At 59.3% G+C, this 14,404-nt stretch carries 13 protein-coding genes; 10 read left to right on the top strand and 3 right to left on the bottom strand.

The window, feature by feature from the left end; all coding sequences use genetic code 11:
- Positions 1-36: 36 nt before the first annotated feature.
- On the bottom strand, positions 37-732 hold the full coding sequence (locus tag ACEN42_RS21725; RefSeq protein ID WP_371881422.1) for a fumarylacetoacetate hydrolase family protein: 696 nt from the start codon (positions 730-732) through the stop codon (positions 37-39).
- A 191-nt stretch (positions 733-923) separates the two neighbouring features.
- On the bottom strand, positions 924-1,847 hold the full coding sequence (locus ACEN42_RS21720; RefSeq protein ID WP_371881421.1) for a LysR family transcriptional regulator: 924 nt from the start codon (positions 1,845-1,847) through the stop codon (positions 924-926).
- 289 nt (positions 1,848-2,136) lie between these two features.
- Here ACEN42_RS21720 and ACEN42_RS21715 point away from each other — a divergent pair, with 289 nt between their 5' ends.
- Positions 2,137-3,039 carry a LysR family transcriptional regulator gene (locus ACEN42_RS21715; protein ID WP_371881420.1) on the top strand — a complete coding sequence of 301 codons (903 nt, stop codon included), beginning with the start codon at positions 2,137-2,139 and terminating at the stop codon, positions 3,037-3,039.
- 24 nt (positions 3,040-3,063) lie between these two features.
- Here the strand turns inward: ACEN42_RS21715 and ACEN42_RS21710 are convergent, their stop codons facing one another.
- Positions 3,064-3,840 carry an alpha/beta fold hydrolase gene (locus tag ACEN42_RS21710; protein ID WP_371881419.1) on the bottom strand — a complete coding sequence of 259 codons (777 nt, stop codon included), beginning with the start codon at positions 3,838-3,840 and terminating at the stop codon, positions 3,064-3,066.
- A 304-nt stretch (positions 3,841-4,144) separates the two neighbouring features.
- On the opposite strand from ACEN42_RS21710, the gene ACEN42_RS21705 reads away from it, so the two are divergent.
- The 9 genes from ACEN42_RS21705 to ACEN42_RS21665 all read left to right on the top strand — a co-directional run bounded on the left by ACEN42_RS21705 (position 4,145) and on the right by ACEN42_RS21665 (position 14,375).
- The gene (locus ACEN42_RS21705) at positions 4,145-4,903 is read left to right on the top strand and encodes an SDR family NAD(P)-dependent oxidoreductase (RefSeq protein ID WP_371881418.1); all 759 of its coding nucleotides are present in this window, start codon (positions 4,145-4,147) and stop codon (positions 4,901-4,903) included.
- Between the two features lie 682 nt (positions 4,904-5,585).
- Positions 5,586-7,178 (top strand): AMP-binding protein, encoded by a 1,593-nt coding sequence (locus ACEN42_RS21700; RefSeq protein ID WP_371881417.1) that lies wholly within the window; start codon positions 5,586-5,588, stop codon positions 7,176-7,178.
- Positions 7,175-8,092: an SMP-30/gluconolactonase/LRE family protein gene (locus ACEN42_RS21695; protein WP_371881416.1), complete on the top strand. Its 918-nt coding sequence runs from the start codon at positions 7,175-7,177 to the stop codon at positions 8,090-8,092. The genes ACEN42_RS21700 and ACEN42_RS21695 overlap by 4 nt, the downstream gene beginning before the upstream one ends.
- Positions 8,089-9,243: a thiolase family protein gene (locus tag ACEN42_RS21690; protein WP_371881415.1), complete on the top strand. Its 1,155-nt coding sequence runs from the start codon at positions 8,089-8,091 to the stop codon at positions 9,241-9,243. Before ACEN42_RS21695 ends, ACEN42_RS21690 begins: the two co-directional genes overlap by 4 nt.
- Positions 9,240-9,671, top strand: a complete 432-nt coding sequence (locus ACEN42_RS21685) for a Zn-ribbon domain-containing OB-fold protein (RefSeq protein ID WP_371881414.1) — start codon at positions 9,240-9,242, stop codon at positions 9,669-9,671. Before ACEN42_RS21690 ends, ACEN42_RS21685 begins: the two co-directional genes overlap by 4 nt.
- Entirely contained in the window at positions 9,668-10,636 is a 969-nt protein-coding gene (locus ACEN42_RS21680) for a branched-chain amino acid ABC transporter permease (protein WP_371881413.1), read from the top strand. Before ACEN42_RS21685 ends, ACEN42_RS21680 begins: the two co-directional genes overlap by 4 nt.
- Positions 10,636-12,390 carry an ABC transporter permease subunit gene (locus ACEN42_RS21675; protein WP_371881412.1) on the top strand — a complete coding sequence of 585 codons (1,755 nt, stop codon included), beginning with the start codon at positions 10,636-10,638 and terminating at the stop codon, positions 12,388-12,390. The genes ACEN42_RS21680 and ACEN42_RS21675 overlap by 1 nt, the downstream gene beginning before the upstream one ends.
- Positions 12,387-13,094 (top strand): ABC transporter ATP-binding protein, encoded by a 708-nt coding sequence (locus ACEN42_RS21670; RefSeq protein ID WP_371881411.1) that lies wholly within the window; start codon positions 12,387-12,389, stop codon positions 13,092-13,094. The genes ACEN42_RS21675 and ACEN42_RS21670 overlap by 4 nt, the downstream gene beginning before the upstream one ends.
- Before the next feature lie 36 nt (positions 13,095-13,130).
- On the top strand, positions 13,131-14,375 hold the full coding sequence (locus tag ACEN42_RS21665) for an ABC transporter substrate-binding protein (RefSeq protein WP_371881410.1): 1,245 nt from the start codon (positions 13,131-13,133) through the stop codon (positions 14,373-14,375).
- Positions 14,376-14,404 lie beyond the last annotated feature (29 nt).

Here is a 14,404-nt window from a genome sequence, read left to right as displayed (position 1 = left end):
GCGAGAGCACATAACCTTCCGCTGCGTCGGGAAAGATCACCGCACCTTCACGCTCAACTCACCGAGGCCAGCGATGCCCCCGGTCATGGTGTCCCCACGGTGGACGGGCCCTACGCCTTCTGGCGTTCCGGTGTAGATGAGGTCGCCTGGCTGGAGCTCGAAATACGTGGACAGGTTGGCGATGATTTCCGGTACCGACCAGATGAGCATGCTGAGGTCCGTACGTTGACGATCCTCGCCATTGACCTGTACCCAAAGGGCGCCACGGTCAATGTGGCCGACTTCGCTGACCCGGCGTAGCGGCGCGATCGGCGCCGATTGGTCGAATGCCTTGCCCAGTTCCCACGGTCGACCCTGGTCGCGCAGTGCGAGTTGCAGGTCGCGGCGGGTCATGTCGAGACCGACCGCGTATCCAAAGACGTGATCCAGAGCATCTTCCACCGCGATGTCGCTGCCAGCCCGTCCTATCGCCGCAACCAGTTCGATTTCGTGTTGGTACTCGCTGGTCTTCGGCGGGTAGGAAACCTCGACGGTCGTACCAGACGGCACGTTCACGATGGCATCTGCTGGCTTGCAGAAGAAAAAAGGCGGTTCACGGTTCGGGTCGAAGCCCATCTCGCGGACATGAGCGGTATAGTTACGGCCCACGCAGTAGATGCGCCGAACCGGAAAGACGGAGTCGCTGCCGTGTATCAAGACGGTTGGCGTGGGTAATGTGATCTCGCTACGCATAACGGCAACTCCTGGCTTTCAAAGCCGCTGATCGGTGAGGACTCACGAACGCAGTTGTGTTCGTATCAAGTGTCAGGAAGTATGGTTGCGCGCTGCGTCTGCGTCCAACGAGGAATTTAGACACCGTGATCTCGAATTCAGATCACCGTGCATCGCTTTGGGCGGATTGCGAGCTTATGGCGGCACGGCCCTCACATAGTCGATCTTGTATCGATGCCTGTGCGGTAGTGCAATCGCAGGACATCCATCAGGTGCTGCATGGACGCATTGAGAGCATCGGGCAGGTAGGCGATTGCTACCTCGATCCGCAAGTCCGTGCGCTCGCGGAGCTCACGATAGATCACGCCATCGCGCGCAATGGATTTCAGCGACGAAGGAATCAGCGCAACACCTTGACCGTCGGCGATCAGGCTGAGGAGCACGTGGTGGTCAGTCGGTTCCGCGACGCGCCGGGGGCTGAAGCCGTGGGTGCGGAAGACTCCCTCGAAGTGATCGTAATAGCCCGGATTGATACGTCGCAGCGGCCAGAACAGCGGATCGCCGGCCAGTTCCAGCAGCGAAATGCGTCGTCGTTTGCGCAACGCATGGCCTTGTGGAAGTGCGGCTGCGAGCGGGTCGTCGAACAGGCGCTCGACGCGCAGGCCTTCCGTGGCAGATGGCAAACCGATCAGTGCGGCGTCGAGCAAGCCTCGACGGAGGTCCCGTACTGAATCCTGCGAGTACTGCCGCTTCTGAATCACCCGTAGTGCAGGCGCACGTTTCCTGAGCGCGGGTTCGATCCAGGAAAAAAGCGCGGGGTCCAACACCGTAGTGATGCCAAGCCTGAGCTCGGGCCTGCCCCGGGCTGTGCGCTGCCCGATCCGCGCGAACGTAGCATCGGCTGCCGCGAGAAGATCGCGGGCTTCGGTCAGTAAATAGGCGCCTTCGGAGGTCAGACGTACACCACCGCGATCGCGCTCGAACAGCCTCGCGCCGATGATTTCTTCGAGCGCCTGAATCTGTCTCGTCAAGGGCGGCTGTGTAATGAACAGACGCTCCGCCGCACGCCTAAAGCTCAGCTCCTCGGCTGCGGCGACGAAGTACCGCAGTTGCCAGAGTTCGATATTCGCTTGCATGTGGAAGTCCAGCATCGCACTTGTGATACGCGGAACGTATCACGACCAGGGTACGATTAATAGCGCGTTGCCGGATTGCCTTAAGCGAATGGGCTTGCTTAAAACACACGCGACCCGATCGGCTCTTTCTGAACCATGGCAACACCAGTTTTAATGATCGGCGGCCTCAAAAGCGAAGCGCAACACTTTTCTCGTGAAAATTCACCACAAGCACTCGGATGAGCTTAACCCTTGACGCCACGCCTGGAAGACGATATTTCTCGACCAATACCATCCGGGATATCGATATATGCTCGACGGCGTATCTATGGACCAACTGCGCACCTTCATCGCGGCCGTCGACGAGGGGAGCTTTTCTGCGGCAGGGCGCAAGCTTCACAGGGCACAGTCCGTCGTGAGCCAGACGCTCGCCAATCTTGAAGCCCAGATCAATGTGCCATTGTTCGACCGAAGCGGCCGCTATCCGCGAATGACCGAGCAAGGCACCGCGCTGCTTTCGCAGGCGCGTCTCGTCGTCAGCGGCATGGACGGCTTCAAGTCGAAGGCGCGAGCAATCGCAGACGGACTCGAACCTGAGCTTTCTGTCGTGGTGGACGTGATGTATCCGATGGCCTCGCTCACGGTGGCAGTCGGCGAATTCCGTGAAGCATTTCCGCACACGCCATTGCGGTTGTATGTCGAAGCTTTGGGCGCGGTAGTGCAACGAGTACTGGAACGGGTATGCAGGCTCGGCATCAGCGGTTCAATGCCAGCGGTGCCCGAAACGGTCGATGCCGAGAAATTGCTCGACGTGCAGATGGTCACCGTCACCGCTCCAACGCATCCTTTGGCATCGCTCAAACGAGTGGTCCGATCGCGCGAGCTTGAAGAACATGTGCAACTTGTGTTGACTGATCGCACGGCTCTGACCGACGGGAAGTCGTTCGGCGTATTCTCACCGCAGATCTGGCGCTTGGCGGATCTCGGCGCGAAGCATGCGTTTTTACGCGCTGGTTTCGGATGGGGGCATATGCCGGCTGCGATGGTACATGCCGATCTTGTTTCGGGCGACCTGGTACCGCTTCGAATCGAAAACTTTCAGCCCCGAACCCCACCCATCGCCATGTTTGCGATTTACCGCAAAGATACGCCACCCGGCCCGGCGGGCCGCTGGTTCCTCGGTCGACTCAAGCAAACCTCAAGCGAAGAGTGACGGTCGCGCTCGGCCTGCCGCTTCTTACCAAGGTTGTAAATGATCCAGGAACTCGGTAAGCAACGCGTTCACTTTCTCGGGCGCTTCCTCTGTACATGCGTGGCCACAATCCTTTATGAGGCGGAGCTTTGCGCCCGCGATGCTCTCCTGCATATTGCGAGCCTGCTCCGGATCGATCCCCCGGTCGTCGGCACCGTGCAAAATAAGCGTAGGGCACTTCAGTTCATGGAGCTTGGCGGTAACGTCAGGCTTTCCAATCCACGATCGATATTCGTAGTAAAGCGAGCGGGCGCTACGTTTCGCCCAGCGTCGCTTCCAGTCTTCAATCATCTCGGGCTGATGATCCATCGCATGCTGGCTGAAAATCACCGGCACGAACCATTCGATGAAGCTTGAAGAGAGACTTCCATCGCGGTCAAGAGGGTCGAAGTGCTGACCGAACAAGCGCTTTTCGTCGTCTGTGTACGCAACTGACATGGAATCGAACAGCACTAGACCGGCTACCCGGTCGGGGTGCTGCAACACGAAGTCGATCGCCATGAAGCCGCCCATCGACAAGCCGCCCAGCACGCAGCGGTCGATCTCGAGGTCATTCATCAGAGCAAGGCAGTCGGACACCAGATCTTGATTCGAATACGGGTGCTCGGCCTCGGCCGTTGCGGCACGAAGTCCATACGCAATCGTCCGGAATTTCGAACTCAGAAAGTTGACCTGATGCCTGAACATCGTGTGGTCCATCAACGTACCGTGTGCCAGCAATATGGCTGGTCCAGTGCCGCGGTCGAGTAACGGTGTGTTCATGATCGCCTTCGAAAATGGGAAAAGGAGAGCGAGACAGGCGTTCTCAATCGAGAACACAGGTGACGTATGCGACCTATGGTAGGAACGCCACAGTCCTTTTGCAAGCAAAAATGGGTCTGCACAGTTCACATTTAGTTCTAGTGGAAATACCTAGTTCGTGTATACGAACTGACACGATAACCTGCACGTGTCGCCCATCGTTCGTGCGAGGAACCGTAGTTGCGGTCAGAGACGATCTATCGGTACAGGCACAAGCACACTTGGCAAGCACGTAATCCAACTCACACGAACATGCGGAGCGATCATGAATCGTCACACTGCGATCATCACTGGTGCGGCCGGCGGAATTGGTGCAGCGCTTGCCGAGCGCCTCGTCGGTAAAGGCGTGAATGTGGTGCTTGTTGGGCACCATGCGGAGAAGTTGACGGAACTGGCCCGTAGGCTTGAGCTGGACGATAGCAACTCCCTCGTTGTGGAAGCCGACGTTTCAAGGCACGAGGACGTCGACAACTACGTGCGACTCTCCGTTGAGAAATTTGGTCGAATCGACTATTTCTCCAACAACGCAGGCATCGAGGGCAAGTTTGCTTTGATCGAGGACTTGTCGTCAGCAGATTTCGATGAGGTTTACCAGGTCAATGTGCGAGGCGTGTTCCTGGGACTTCGCGCAGTCCTTCCGCACATGAAACGACAGCACAGCGGTTCGATCGTCGTTACGGCATCACTGGCGTCGCTCTGGGGCCTGCCAAGGTTGGGAGCGTACATCTCGTCGAAGCATGCGATCGTCGGTCTTACGAAGGTTGCGGCACTGGAGGCCGCGGAGCATAGCGTGAGGATTAACGCGGTGCTGCCGGGCATGATCAACACGGGCATGATGCGGCGCATTGAATATGCTTCTGGAGACGCGCAACGATCGCGTTCCGATTTTGAGGCCGCGGCGCCTATGAAGCGTTACGGCGAGCCTGCGGAGGTCGCCTCGGTCATCGAATTTCTGTTCTCCGACGCAGCGTCGTTTGTGACTTCGTCGCTGTATACCGTGGACGGAGGCGCAATCTGGCAATAGAGAAGGGCGCGAGTCCGTCACGCGCTTCACAACGCGCGTGGCGGCGCCCGCTCGGCTCCCACTCGATCGGGATGCCGCGATCCGCGTCGATCGCCAACGCCGTGCGCTACATTCCTGACACTGCGTGACGCAAGCTTCCTTCCGGCACACCACCTCTTCAGAGTCAATCTCGCCTTCGCGATTTCGACACCCGTGTTGTCCGACTTCACACGGACTTTCACGGTGTAGTCGTCTGACCTTGCAACAAGGTCTGCAATTGATCCCCTTACCCCAACAAAATCTGATTCGCCCAGCCGTCCGATGGTCGGTCCGCAGTCATTGCCATGGCTGGGCGACAGGAAAAATCTGTCGGGAAGGCCGCTTCCAAGAGGCCACACTAGCCAGCGCACAGGGCTGGCTTCTAGCTGGCTCGACATTAGAGAGCGTTTCCAAAAAAAGCGATCTGAGTTCCTAGGGATAAACCTAGTTCATATACGAGAACAATGGGCTATACTTTGGCCATGCATTTAATGGGCGTGAGGGAGTTTTCCGGTCCGGTAGCTGCAACCGTCGACCACGCAGCGAACGGTGTTGACTGGAATCCGCGCGCCGATTTGCGGATAGAGAAATTTTGAAGATTCAAGCGGATCACCGAGGGGGTTTGCCCCACTCATCAATTCGCCAACCGCTAATGGAGACAGCCTTGTCTACGCAACCTATCAGCAGAACGTTGCCACAACTGATCGGCGAACTTGCATCGCTGTACGGTGAACGTGACGCCATCGTCGACGTTCACCGCAGGCTGACCTATCGCGACTTGCTGGAACTCATCGACGATTGCGCGCGCGGTCTCATGTCGATCGGCGTTGGGCGCGGCGACAAAGTGGCCATTCTGATGGGCAATCGGCTCGAGTGGATTGTCTCGGCCTTGGCCGCTACGCATCTCGGCGCGGTGGCCGTCGCGGTCAATACGTGGTGGACATCGAGGGAAATCGCCTATGCGTTAAGTCACGCCGAAGCCAGATTCATTGTCTGCACGCCTGGCTATATGAAGCATGACTACGTGGAAATGTTGAACGGGCTGCAGTCGGAGGGTCAATTGCCGTCGCTACAGGCAATCGTTGGGGTCGGACAGTTGTTGCCCACCTCGTGGTATTCATGGCGTGAACTCTGTGCGCTGGGAAGGCGCTACGCTTCTGATGTCATCGACGTTCAGTCAGAGCCTGATGATGTTGCCTTTATCCTGTACACGTCCGGCTCGACGAGTCATCCGAAAGGCGTGCAACTCGTGCATCGCGGCCTGATCGAAAACGTCTGGAATATCGGCGAGCGGCAAAAGATCACGGAACATGACCGCCTATGGCTAGCGGTATCGCTGTTCTGGGGTTTCGGATGTTCGAACGCAATGATGAACCTCCTGACGCATGGCGGTTGCCTCGTCCTGCAGGAATCGTTCGACGCTGCGGAAGCGCTGAAACTTATCGAGCGCCAGCGTTGCTCCGTGATATACGGCACGCCCAACATGATCCAGGCCTTGGCGGAGCATCCCGAGCGCGAAAAACACGACCTTTCGACTCTTCGCTCGGGTGCGACGCTCGGCACACCCGAGCAGGTGATGCGCGCGGTTACCCTGGGTGCAAGCAATATCTGCAGTATCTACGGTCTCACGGAGACGTACGGCAACAGCCACGTGACCGACGCGAACGACCCCTTGGAGCTCAGGTTGCGCTCATGCGGACGGCCACTTCCCGGTGTAAGTCAGCGCATCGTCGATCCAGAGACGGAGCTCGAAATGTCTGCCGGACAAGTCGGCGAAATTCGGGTGAAGGGCTATGTCACCAAAGGCTACTTCAAGGATGCCGCGCAGACTGAACGCGCTTTCGATGCACACGGTTACTTCAGGACCGGCGACCTTGGATGCGTTGACGAGGACGGCAACCTGTTTTATCGCGGGCGTATCAAGGAACTGGTCAAGACGGGCGGAATCAACGTATCGCCAGCGGAAGTGGAAGCGGTACTCATGACGCATCCGGACGTGGCTCATGCCGTGGTGACGGGCGTGCCTCACCCGACTCGCGATGAAGTGCTAGGCGCGCTGGTCGTTCCGAGGCCGAACCGTTCGCTGACCGAAGACGTCTTGAAGGCCTACTGCCGCACTCAACTGGCTGCCTATAAGGTTCCTGCCCATGTGGTCTTTTGCAGTGAAGTGGACCTGCCGCTTACGACAACCGGAAAGATCCAGAAGAGCCTGATAGCGGCTACGTTCTTCGCGCAGTCAGGAGAAACGACAGCATGATGCCGACGTCGCATTCCGTGCGTCTGCTGGTGGACGCACGCAATTCATTAGGCGAATCGCCCCTATGGTGCCCTCGCAGCCAGGCGCTGTGGTGGATCGACGTTCAACAGCCCTCGCTCTGGCAATGGGATCACGCGACAGGCGCGACCAAAACCTGGCCATTGCCCAAGCCTCCCGGGAATATCTCGCTGCTCGAAGGCGGAGGGTTGCTGGTTGCTTACCGTAAGGGGCTTGCGGTGCTGCGGGAGCCGGATATGCATCCTGAACCGCTGCGACTGGGAGAGTTCGAGTTCGGTGATGAACGCTTTAATGATGGGAAAGTAGACCGGCTTGGCCGTCTTTGGGTGGGGTCGTTTGATCGCTCGCTTGAGCGGGAGACAGGGCGTCTTTATCGTGCCGACGCGTCGATGTCCATCCGCGCCGTGGATACGGGTTTTGGCCTGTCAAACGGTATCGGCTGGAGCAGCGATTCTTCCACCCTGTATTTCGCCGATACGCACGCGCAATGTATCTACCGGTACGCGTTCGACTTGAAGTCAGGTGAAGCATGTGATCGCGACGTCTTCGTTGAGTTTCGTCCCGGCCCAGGCGGCCCCGACGGCCTGACGGTCGATGCGGAAGGTGGCGTGTGGTGCGCACTGTTCGATCGAGGCCGCGTCGATCGCTACAGCGCCGACGGCACGCTCGACCTCAGCGTCGAGTTGCCGGTTTCCCGGCCGACGAGTTGCACGATCGGCGGTCCCCGCATGCGGACATTGTTCATCACCACGGCCCGTATGGGCATCGACGAAGAGGCGCTGACAACCCAATCCGGGGCGGGCGGTGTGTTCTGCCTCGAGATCGGACAGCGCGGGTTGCTCGGGCAGCCCTTTGCACCCAGTACAGACCTTTCGGCGCGGCAAGCGCGGCAGTGAGTGACATCATGCCAGTTAATCAAAAGTCTTCGGTCGCGGTGGTGGGAATAGGCCACACGTCGTATGGTCGTCTTCCCGAACACGACGCGTGCAGTCTCGGGCTGTGGGCCCTCAACAATGCGCTGGACGATTGCGGGCTCTCTCATGACGACATCGACGGCCTGATACTTAACCGCATCACCGACTATCAGCGCTTCGCAACGCTGTGCAACATCAATCCTGCTTACACGCTAACCACTCCAGCGCACGGGCGATTCTCGGCAGTCTGTGTGCAGACCGCCGTGGCGGTGATCCAGGCAGGTCTTGCGAGTGTTGTCGCACTTGTATACGGGAACAATGGGCGAAGCGCGGGAGTGCGGTATGCCGGCACATCCGCGCCCTATGACAGCGAGGCGGGAGGTCTGTGGTTCCCATATGGAATGACCTCGCCGAGTGCGTACCACGCGCTGATGATGCAGCGGCACATGGCTAAGTACGGCACTAACGAACGCCAACTAGGCGCTATTGCCTCGACGTTTCGTCGTCATGCCTGCGTGAATCCCGATGCCGTGATGCGTAAGCCTTATAGCGTCGATGAGTATCTCGCGTCTCCATTCATTTGCGAACCGCTACGACTGCTCGACCACTGCCTGATCAACGACGGTGGCGTTGCGATGATCGTCACGACGGCGGAACGGGCGGCCGACATGCCGGGAAAGCCGGTGTTCGTGCGCGGCCACGGACAGGCCTCGAGCTTTTCGCATTCTGATTTCCCACCGGACGATTTCTGGGGTGATGCGATGCAGCGCGCCGGACGCCACAGTTATGCAATGGCCGGCCTTGGACCGGCAGACATGGACGGGCTCATGATTTACGACAACTTCACTCCAACGGTTCTGTTTTCGCTCGAAGGATTCGGATATTGCGGTCGGGGGGAATCCGGCGTGTGGGTCGAGGAAGGGCACCTTGCAATCGGAGGACGGTTTCCCGCGAATACCAGCGGCGGTCACTTGTCAGAATCCTATATGCAGGGTTGGAACTTGCATATCGAGGCCGTTCGCCAGCTCCGCGGTACGGCGGCCGGCCGTCAGATCGAACAGGCCCGGCACATTCACTATATGGCGGCGGCGCCCATTGTCAGCTCGATCATCTACGCCGGGGAGCCGCGATGAGCCGCTATGAGAAACCCCTTCCTCGCTCCGACGATCTCGACAATGCGCCATATTGGGCCGCTGCCCGGGAGGGGCGGCTCGTGTTTCAACGGTGCACTCGATGTGGACAGTTTCGCTTTCCGGCCGCCCCTGTCTGTGCCGATTGCAGGTCGCGCGAGGCGCAGTGGGAAGAGATCTCGGGCACTTGGTTGATTGAATCGCTTTGTCGTTTCCACAAGGCGTACTGGCCTTCGTTCGCCGACGACGTTCCGTACACCGTCATTCAGGTTCGGCATGCGAGCGGTGTTCGGATGTACAGCAATCCCGTCGATGCGCATCTCGAAGACGCTCGGATCGGAGCTAAGGTGGAACCGGCGTTCGAGAAGGTTACCGATGAAGTTACCTTGGTCAAGTTCCGGCGCGTACTTGAAACAGGAGATGCGAAATGAATGTCGGCGAAGGACTTGTCCTGCTTGAGAGCCTGTTGCAGGCGACGTGTGCCGGCCTGCTGGTCGGCGGTGTTTATGCACTGATGTGTCTCGGACTAGGGATGATTTTCAGCGTCATGCGTGTGGTCAATTTTGCGCAGGGCGAATTCCTCATGCTCGGTATGTACGGGACTTTCTACATTTGCTCGTCGTTTGCTCTGGACAGCGTGTTGGGCCCGCTCGTCGCCCCAATCGTTGCGGCCGGGATAGCCGGACTCGTGCTCTTTGGAGTTGGCATGGCGGTGCAGGCGTGGCTTCTGAATCGCGTTACCGGATTGAAGACGATGGGTGTCCCCGGGGACGGACACTTCCCGCAACTGATCGTGACCCTGGGTCTTGCGCTGGTGATTTCCAACGGCGCATTGATGGCCTTCGGATCATCGCCGCAGGGCTTGCATACGCCGTACTCGTCAAGAGCGTGGGAAATCGGGCCGCTGGTCGGCCAAGACGTGTCCGTGTTCGTCAACAAGGCTCGCGCAGCAAGTCTTTGCGTCGCACTGATCGTGGCGGGGCTGTTGTATTGCTTCGTCAAACGCTCTTCAACCGGGCGCACGTTGCGTGCCGCCGCGGACAATCCCGTGGCTGCCGTCTATGTTGGCGTCGACGTCCAGAGATCCTTTCGGATCGCGTTCGGTCTTGGCTGCGCCGTCACCGGCATTGCGGGTGGACTGCTCGCCACGTATCTGCCGTTCCAGCCGTATGTCGGGACCGATTTCGTCACGGTGATGTACGCGGGTGTGGTTCTCGGCGGTCTGGGAAGCATCGCCGGATCATTCTTCGGAGGATTGATCATCGGGCTCGTTCAGCAGCTTTCCGGCCTGGTCCTGCCGGCGCAATTACAGAACGCAGCGATCTTTGTCATCTTTCTTCTGGTCGTGCTGCTCAGGCCTCAAGGCCTGCTGGGCAGAAACGTGGAGCGGACGTGATGAACATGACCCTGCAAACCCGGCGCTTCTTGTGGACGCTAGGCCTTTTCTGCGCGGTATATGCCTGCACCGCGCTGGTGGTCCAGAATTCATATTACCAACTCGTCCTGACTCTCATGCTCATTTGGGCCGTGATGGGCTGCTCGTGGAATGTATTCAGTGGCTTTTCCGGACTCATCTCGTTTGGACACGCGGCGTTTTTTGGGCTCGGCGCGTACATCGTTGCGCTCATATTCCAGAAGCTTGACGTGTCGCCGTGGCTCGGAATTCCGCTTGCGATGTTGGTTGGAAGTGTCGCGGCGCTTGTGATCGGTTACCCGACCTTCCGGTTGCGTGGACACTACTTCGCTCTCGCTCTGCTTGCCTATCCTCTCACGCTTCTTTATGTAGCCGAGTGGCTCGGTCTTCAGGAGATCACCTTGCCGCTCAAGCGGCACAATGGGGCCGCGTTCATGCAGTTTGCCGATCAGCGCGTCTATGTGCTGATCAGTCTTGTGCTGTTGGCCGCGTCCCTTTGCATCTGCCACTGGATCAAGCATTCCCGGTTGGGGCTGGCGCTGAATGCGATCAAACAGAATGAAGCGGCGGCGGAAGCGGCCGGCATCGATTCCCTCAAGGTCAAGCTGGTGGCGATCGCCATCTCCGGCGCGATGGCGGGTGGGGCCGGCGGCATGTATGCAGTCGTGCTGCTCGTCGTTACACCGCATACGGTGTTTGGCTTGCTGACCTCGTCTCAGGCGCTGATCGTCACGATTTTCGGCGGCGTCGGTTCAGTGTGGGGGCCGCTCGTCGGTTCCGCCGTCTTGATTCCGCTGTCGGAGGGTTTGAATTCGGTGCTCGGAGATCGCCTGCCTGGAATACAGGGCATCGTATTCGGCGGGGCAATCATGCTCGTCATGCTGTTTGCGCCCGAGGGCGTGCTTGCGAGCCTCCGCAGAAAGCGCAAGCCGAGTCCGAGACGCATCGCCGCAACCACGGAAGTGGCGAGTCTCGTCGTCGACATTCCGGCGGCGCGGGTGGGTGTGAGCGATACGGTCCTGAATGTCGGCAACGTGTCGAAGAGCTTCGGCGGCGTGAAGGCTGTGCAGTCGGTCAGCTTCGAAGCCCACAAAGGCGAGGTGCTCGGGATCATCGGACCCAACGGCGCAGGCAAGACGACGCTCTTCAATCTGCTCAACGGATTTGTGCGACCCGATAGCGGAAGCGTCACGTTCGAAGGCCGCAACCTGGTCGGACTCAAACCAAACAGGATTTGCCGGCAAAGGATCGGACGGACATTCCAGGTGATGCGTCCGTTTCCCGATCTGACGGTCCTCGACAACGTTCTTGTCGGCGCACTGGCTATTGACGGGTCAATGGACGCGGCAGGAAGCGCGGCGCTCGAGGCGCTTGCCAAGGTCGGCCTCGGTGATTGTGCAAGCACATTTGCCCGGGACCTCACGACGGTGGAACTCCGGCTGATGGAACTGGCGCGTGCACTGGCGTCCGGACCAAGGCTCGTTCTGCTCGACGAGACGCTCGCAGGACTCGGCGGCCTTGAGGTGGAGCGCGTGACGAAAGTAGTCAGGTCACTTTCGCGCGGCGGGCTCACGATCCTGATCATCGAACACACCATGCAGGCGATGGTGGGACTTGTCGACCGGTTCGTCGTTCTCGATCACGGCGAGGTCATCGCCAACGATGCACCGCAGACGGTGATGAAAGACGCGAAGGTGATCGAGGCATATCTGGGCAAGCGGTGGGCTACATCATGATGACGATTCGTGGACTGAATGCCGGGTACGGGGGCCTTGATGCGCTCGTTGACGTGTCGATGGATGTCGAGACGGGAAAGCTCGTGACGGTCGCCGGCCCGAACGGCGCGGGCAAGAGCACCTTGTTCAAGGTGCTGTCCGGCATCGTGCCGGCGCGTGCGGGCTGCATCGAATTCGACGGAATCAACTTGCTCGGGATAAAGCCCTCGGATCGTGCGCGATTGGGTATCGCCCATGTTCCTGAAGGGTGGCAGGTTTTCAAGTCAATGACCGTCCTCGAGAACCTGGAGATGGGGGCGCTAATTCGACCCGACAGAAAGAGCTGGAAGCACGATCTCAAGCGGATCTACGAGCTCTTTCCGATTCTGGCGGAGCGCCGGGGTCAGCTGGCCGGCACCCTGTCGGGCGGCCAGCAACAGATGGTGGCTATCGGCCGTGGCCTCGCGTCTGCGCCGCGCCTGCTTCTACTCGATGAACCGTCGATGGGTCTCGCGCCCGCGTTGATCGACACGGTGTTCGAGCGGATCGGACGGATTCATGCTGAAACCGCGCTGACCATCATGCTCGTCGAGCAGCGCGCGACGGAAGCGCTCGAACTCTGCAACTACGGCTACGTGCTCGAATCGGGCCGGGTCGTCGCCGCGGGATCGCGTAGCGACCTGTTGAAGAATCCGCGTGTGCAGGCTGCCTACCTTGGGATCTAAGGCGCCCGGACAACCATCAAAAGCAGGGAGACGATCATGAGGTTTCAGGGCTGGTTAAGGATGGCAGCGGCAGTAGCCGCAGGAACACTCGGCGTTGTTGCGTTTGCGCAGACGACTACCCAAACGCAGGACGTCAAGGTCGGGCTGATTGCGCCGTTGTCGGGGCCCTTTGCGCGGCAGGGGGCGCTGATGCTTCAAGGCGCGCAGTTGGCAGTCGCGCGCATCAATGAGAAGGGCGGCGTCAAGTCGCTCGGCGGTGCGAAGTTGAAACTCATCGTCGCCGATACCGGGGATTCGACCGAGAAGGCCAAGAATGCTGCGCAACGTCTGGTCGCCGACAACCCGGGCATCGTTGGTATCTCGGGTGCCTGGTCGTCGTCGTTCACCCTTGCAGTCACCGAAGTCACCGAGCGAGCCGGCATTCCGTTTGTGACCCAGTCGTTTGCGGATCAGATCACGGCTCGTGGTTTCAAGTACGTCCTGCAGACTTCCGCACCTGCGGGCATTCAGGCGAAAAGCGCTCTAGCCGCCATTCTGAATGTTTCGAAGCTGGCATCGGCGCCCACCCCGCGGAAGATGGCCGTCATTCGTGACAACACCGCGTCCCCAACCGGACTGATGAATGCAATCCAACAGAACGGCGAGATGCAAAAGCTCGGACTTGAGGTGGTGGCCGACGAGGTGTTCACTCCTCCCATGGCAGACGCCACGTCGGCAGTCCAGAAACTGCGCAACGCTCGACCGGATGTCTTGCTCCTGCTGCCGACGGTGATGTCGGACGACAAGCTCGTGCTGGAGCGGATGAATGAGACCGGCTTGGGCGATGGGCGTCTGCCCACGGTCGCCAGCGGTGCGCATATGGCCGCTCCGGAAATGCTGAAACTCGTCGGACCCGAGGTGCTCGAAAACACCTTCGTGATCGTCGCCAACTGGCAAGCCAAGGGCCTGGAGGATGTCGTGGCCGACTACCACAAGAAGACTGGCGAACCCTGGATGCCTCAGGAGAGTGTCTCGACCTATGGGGACATGGTTTTCTTCAAGGAAGCTGTCGAGCAGGCTGGCAGCGTCGATCGTCAAAGGGTCATGGCCTCGATGCGTGCTCTCGGGAACAAAGGAGCGGTCGCCCGGTTTTATGCGGGTAATACGCTTGAGTTCGACGAGACGGGAAAGCGGCTTGGCGCGTCGGTGATGATCCTGCAGTGGCAACAGGGGCAGCCCAAGCTTGTTTATCCGGCCAACGCAGCGGAAGCCAAACCTCGCTGGCCCTCAAAAGCGGGATGAGTCATAGCCCACCATTCTACGTAGGAGTG

It is taken from the genome of Caballeronia sp. S22 (genome assembly GCF_964261745.1).
Lineage (GTDB): Bacteria > Pseudomonadota > Gammaproteobacteria > Burkholderiales > Burkholderiaceae > Caballeronia > Caballeronia jiangsuensis.
The sequence above is the reverse complement of the archived record's forward strand: the minus strand, read 5'-3'. Positions and strand labels throughout refer to the sequence as shown.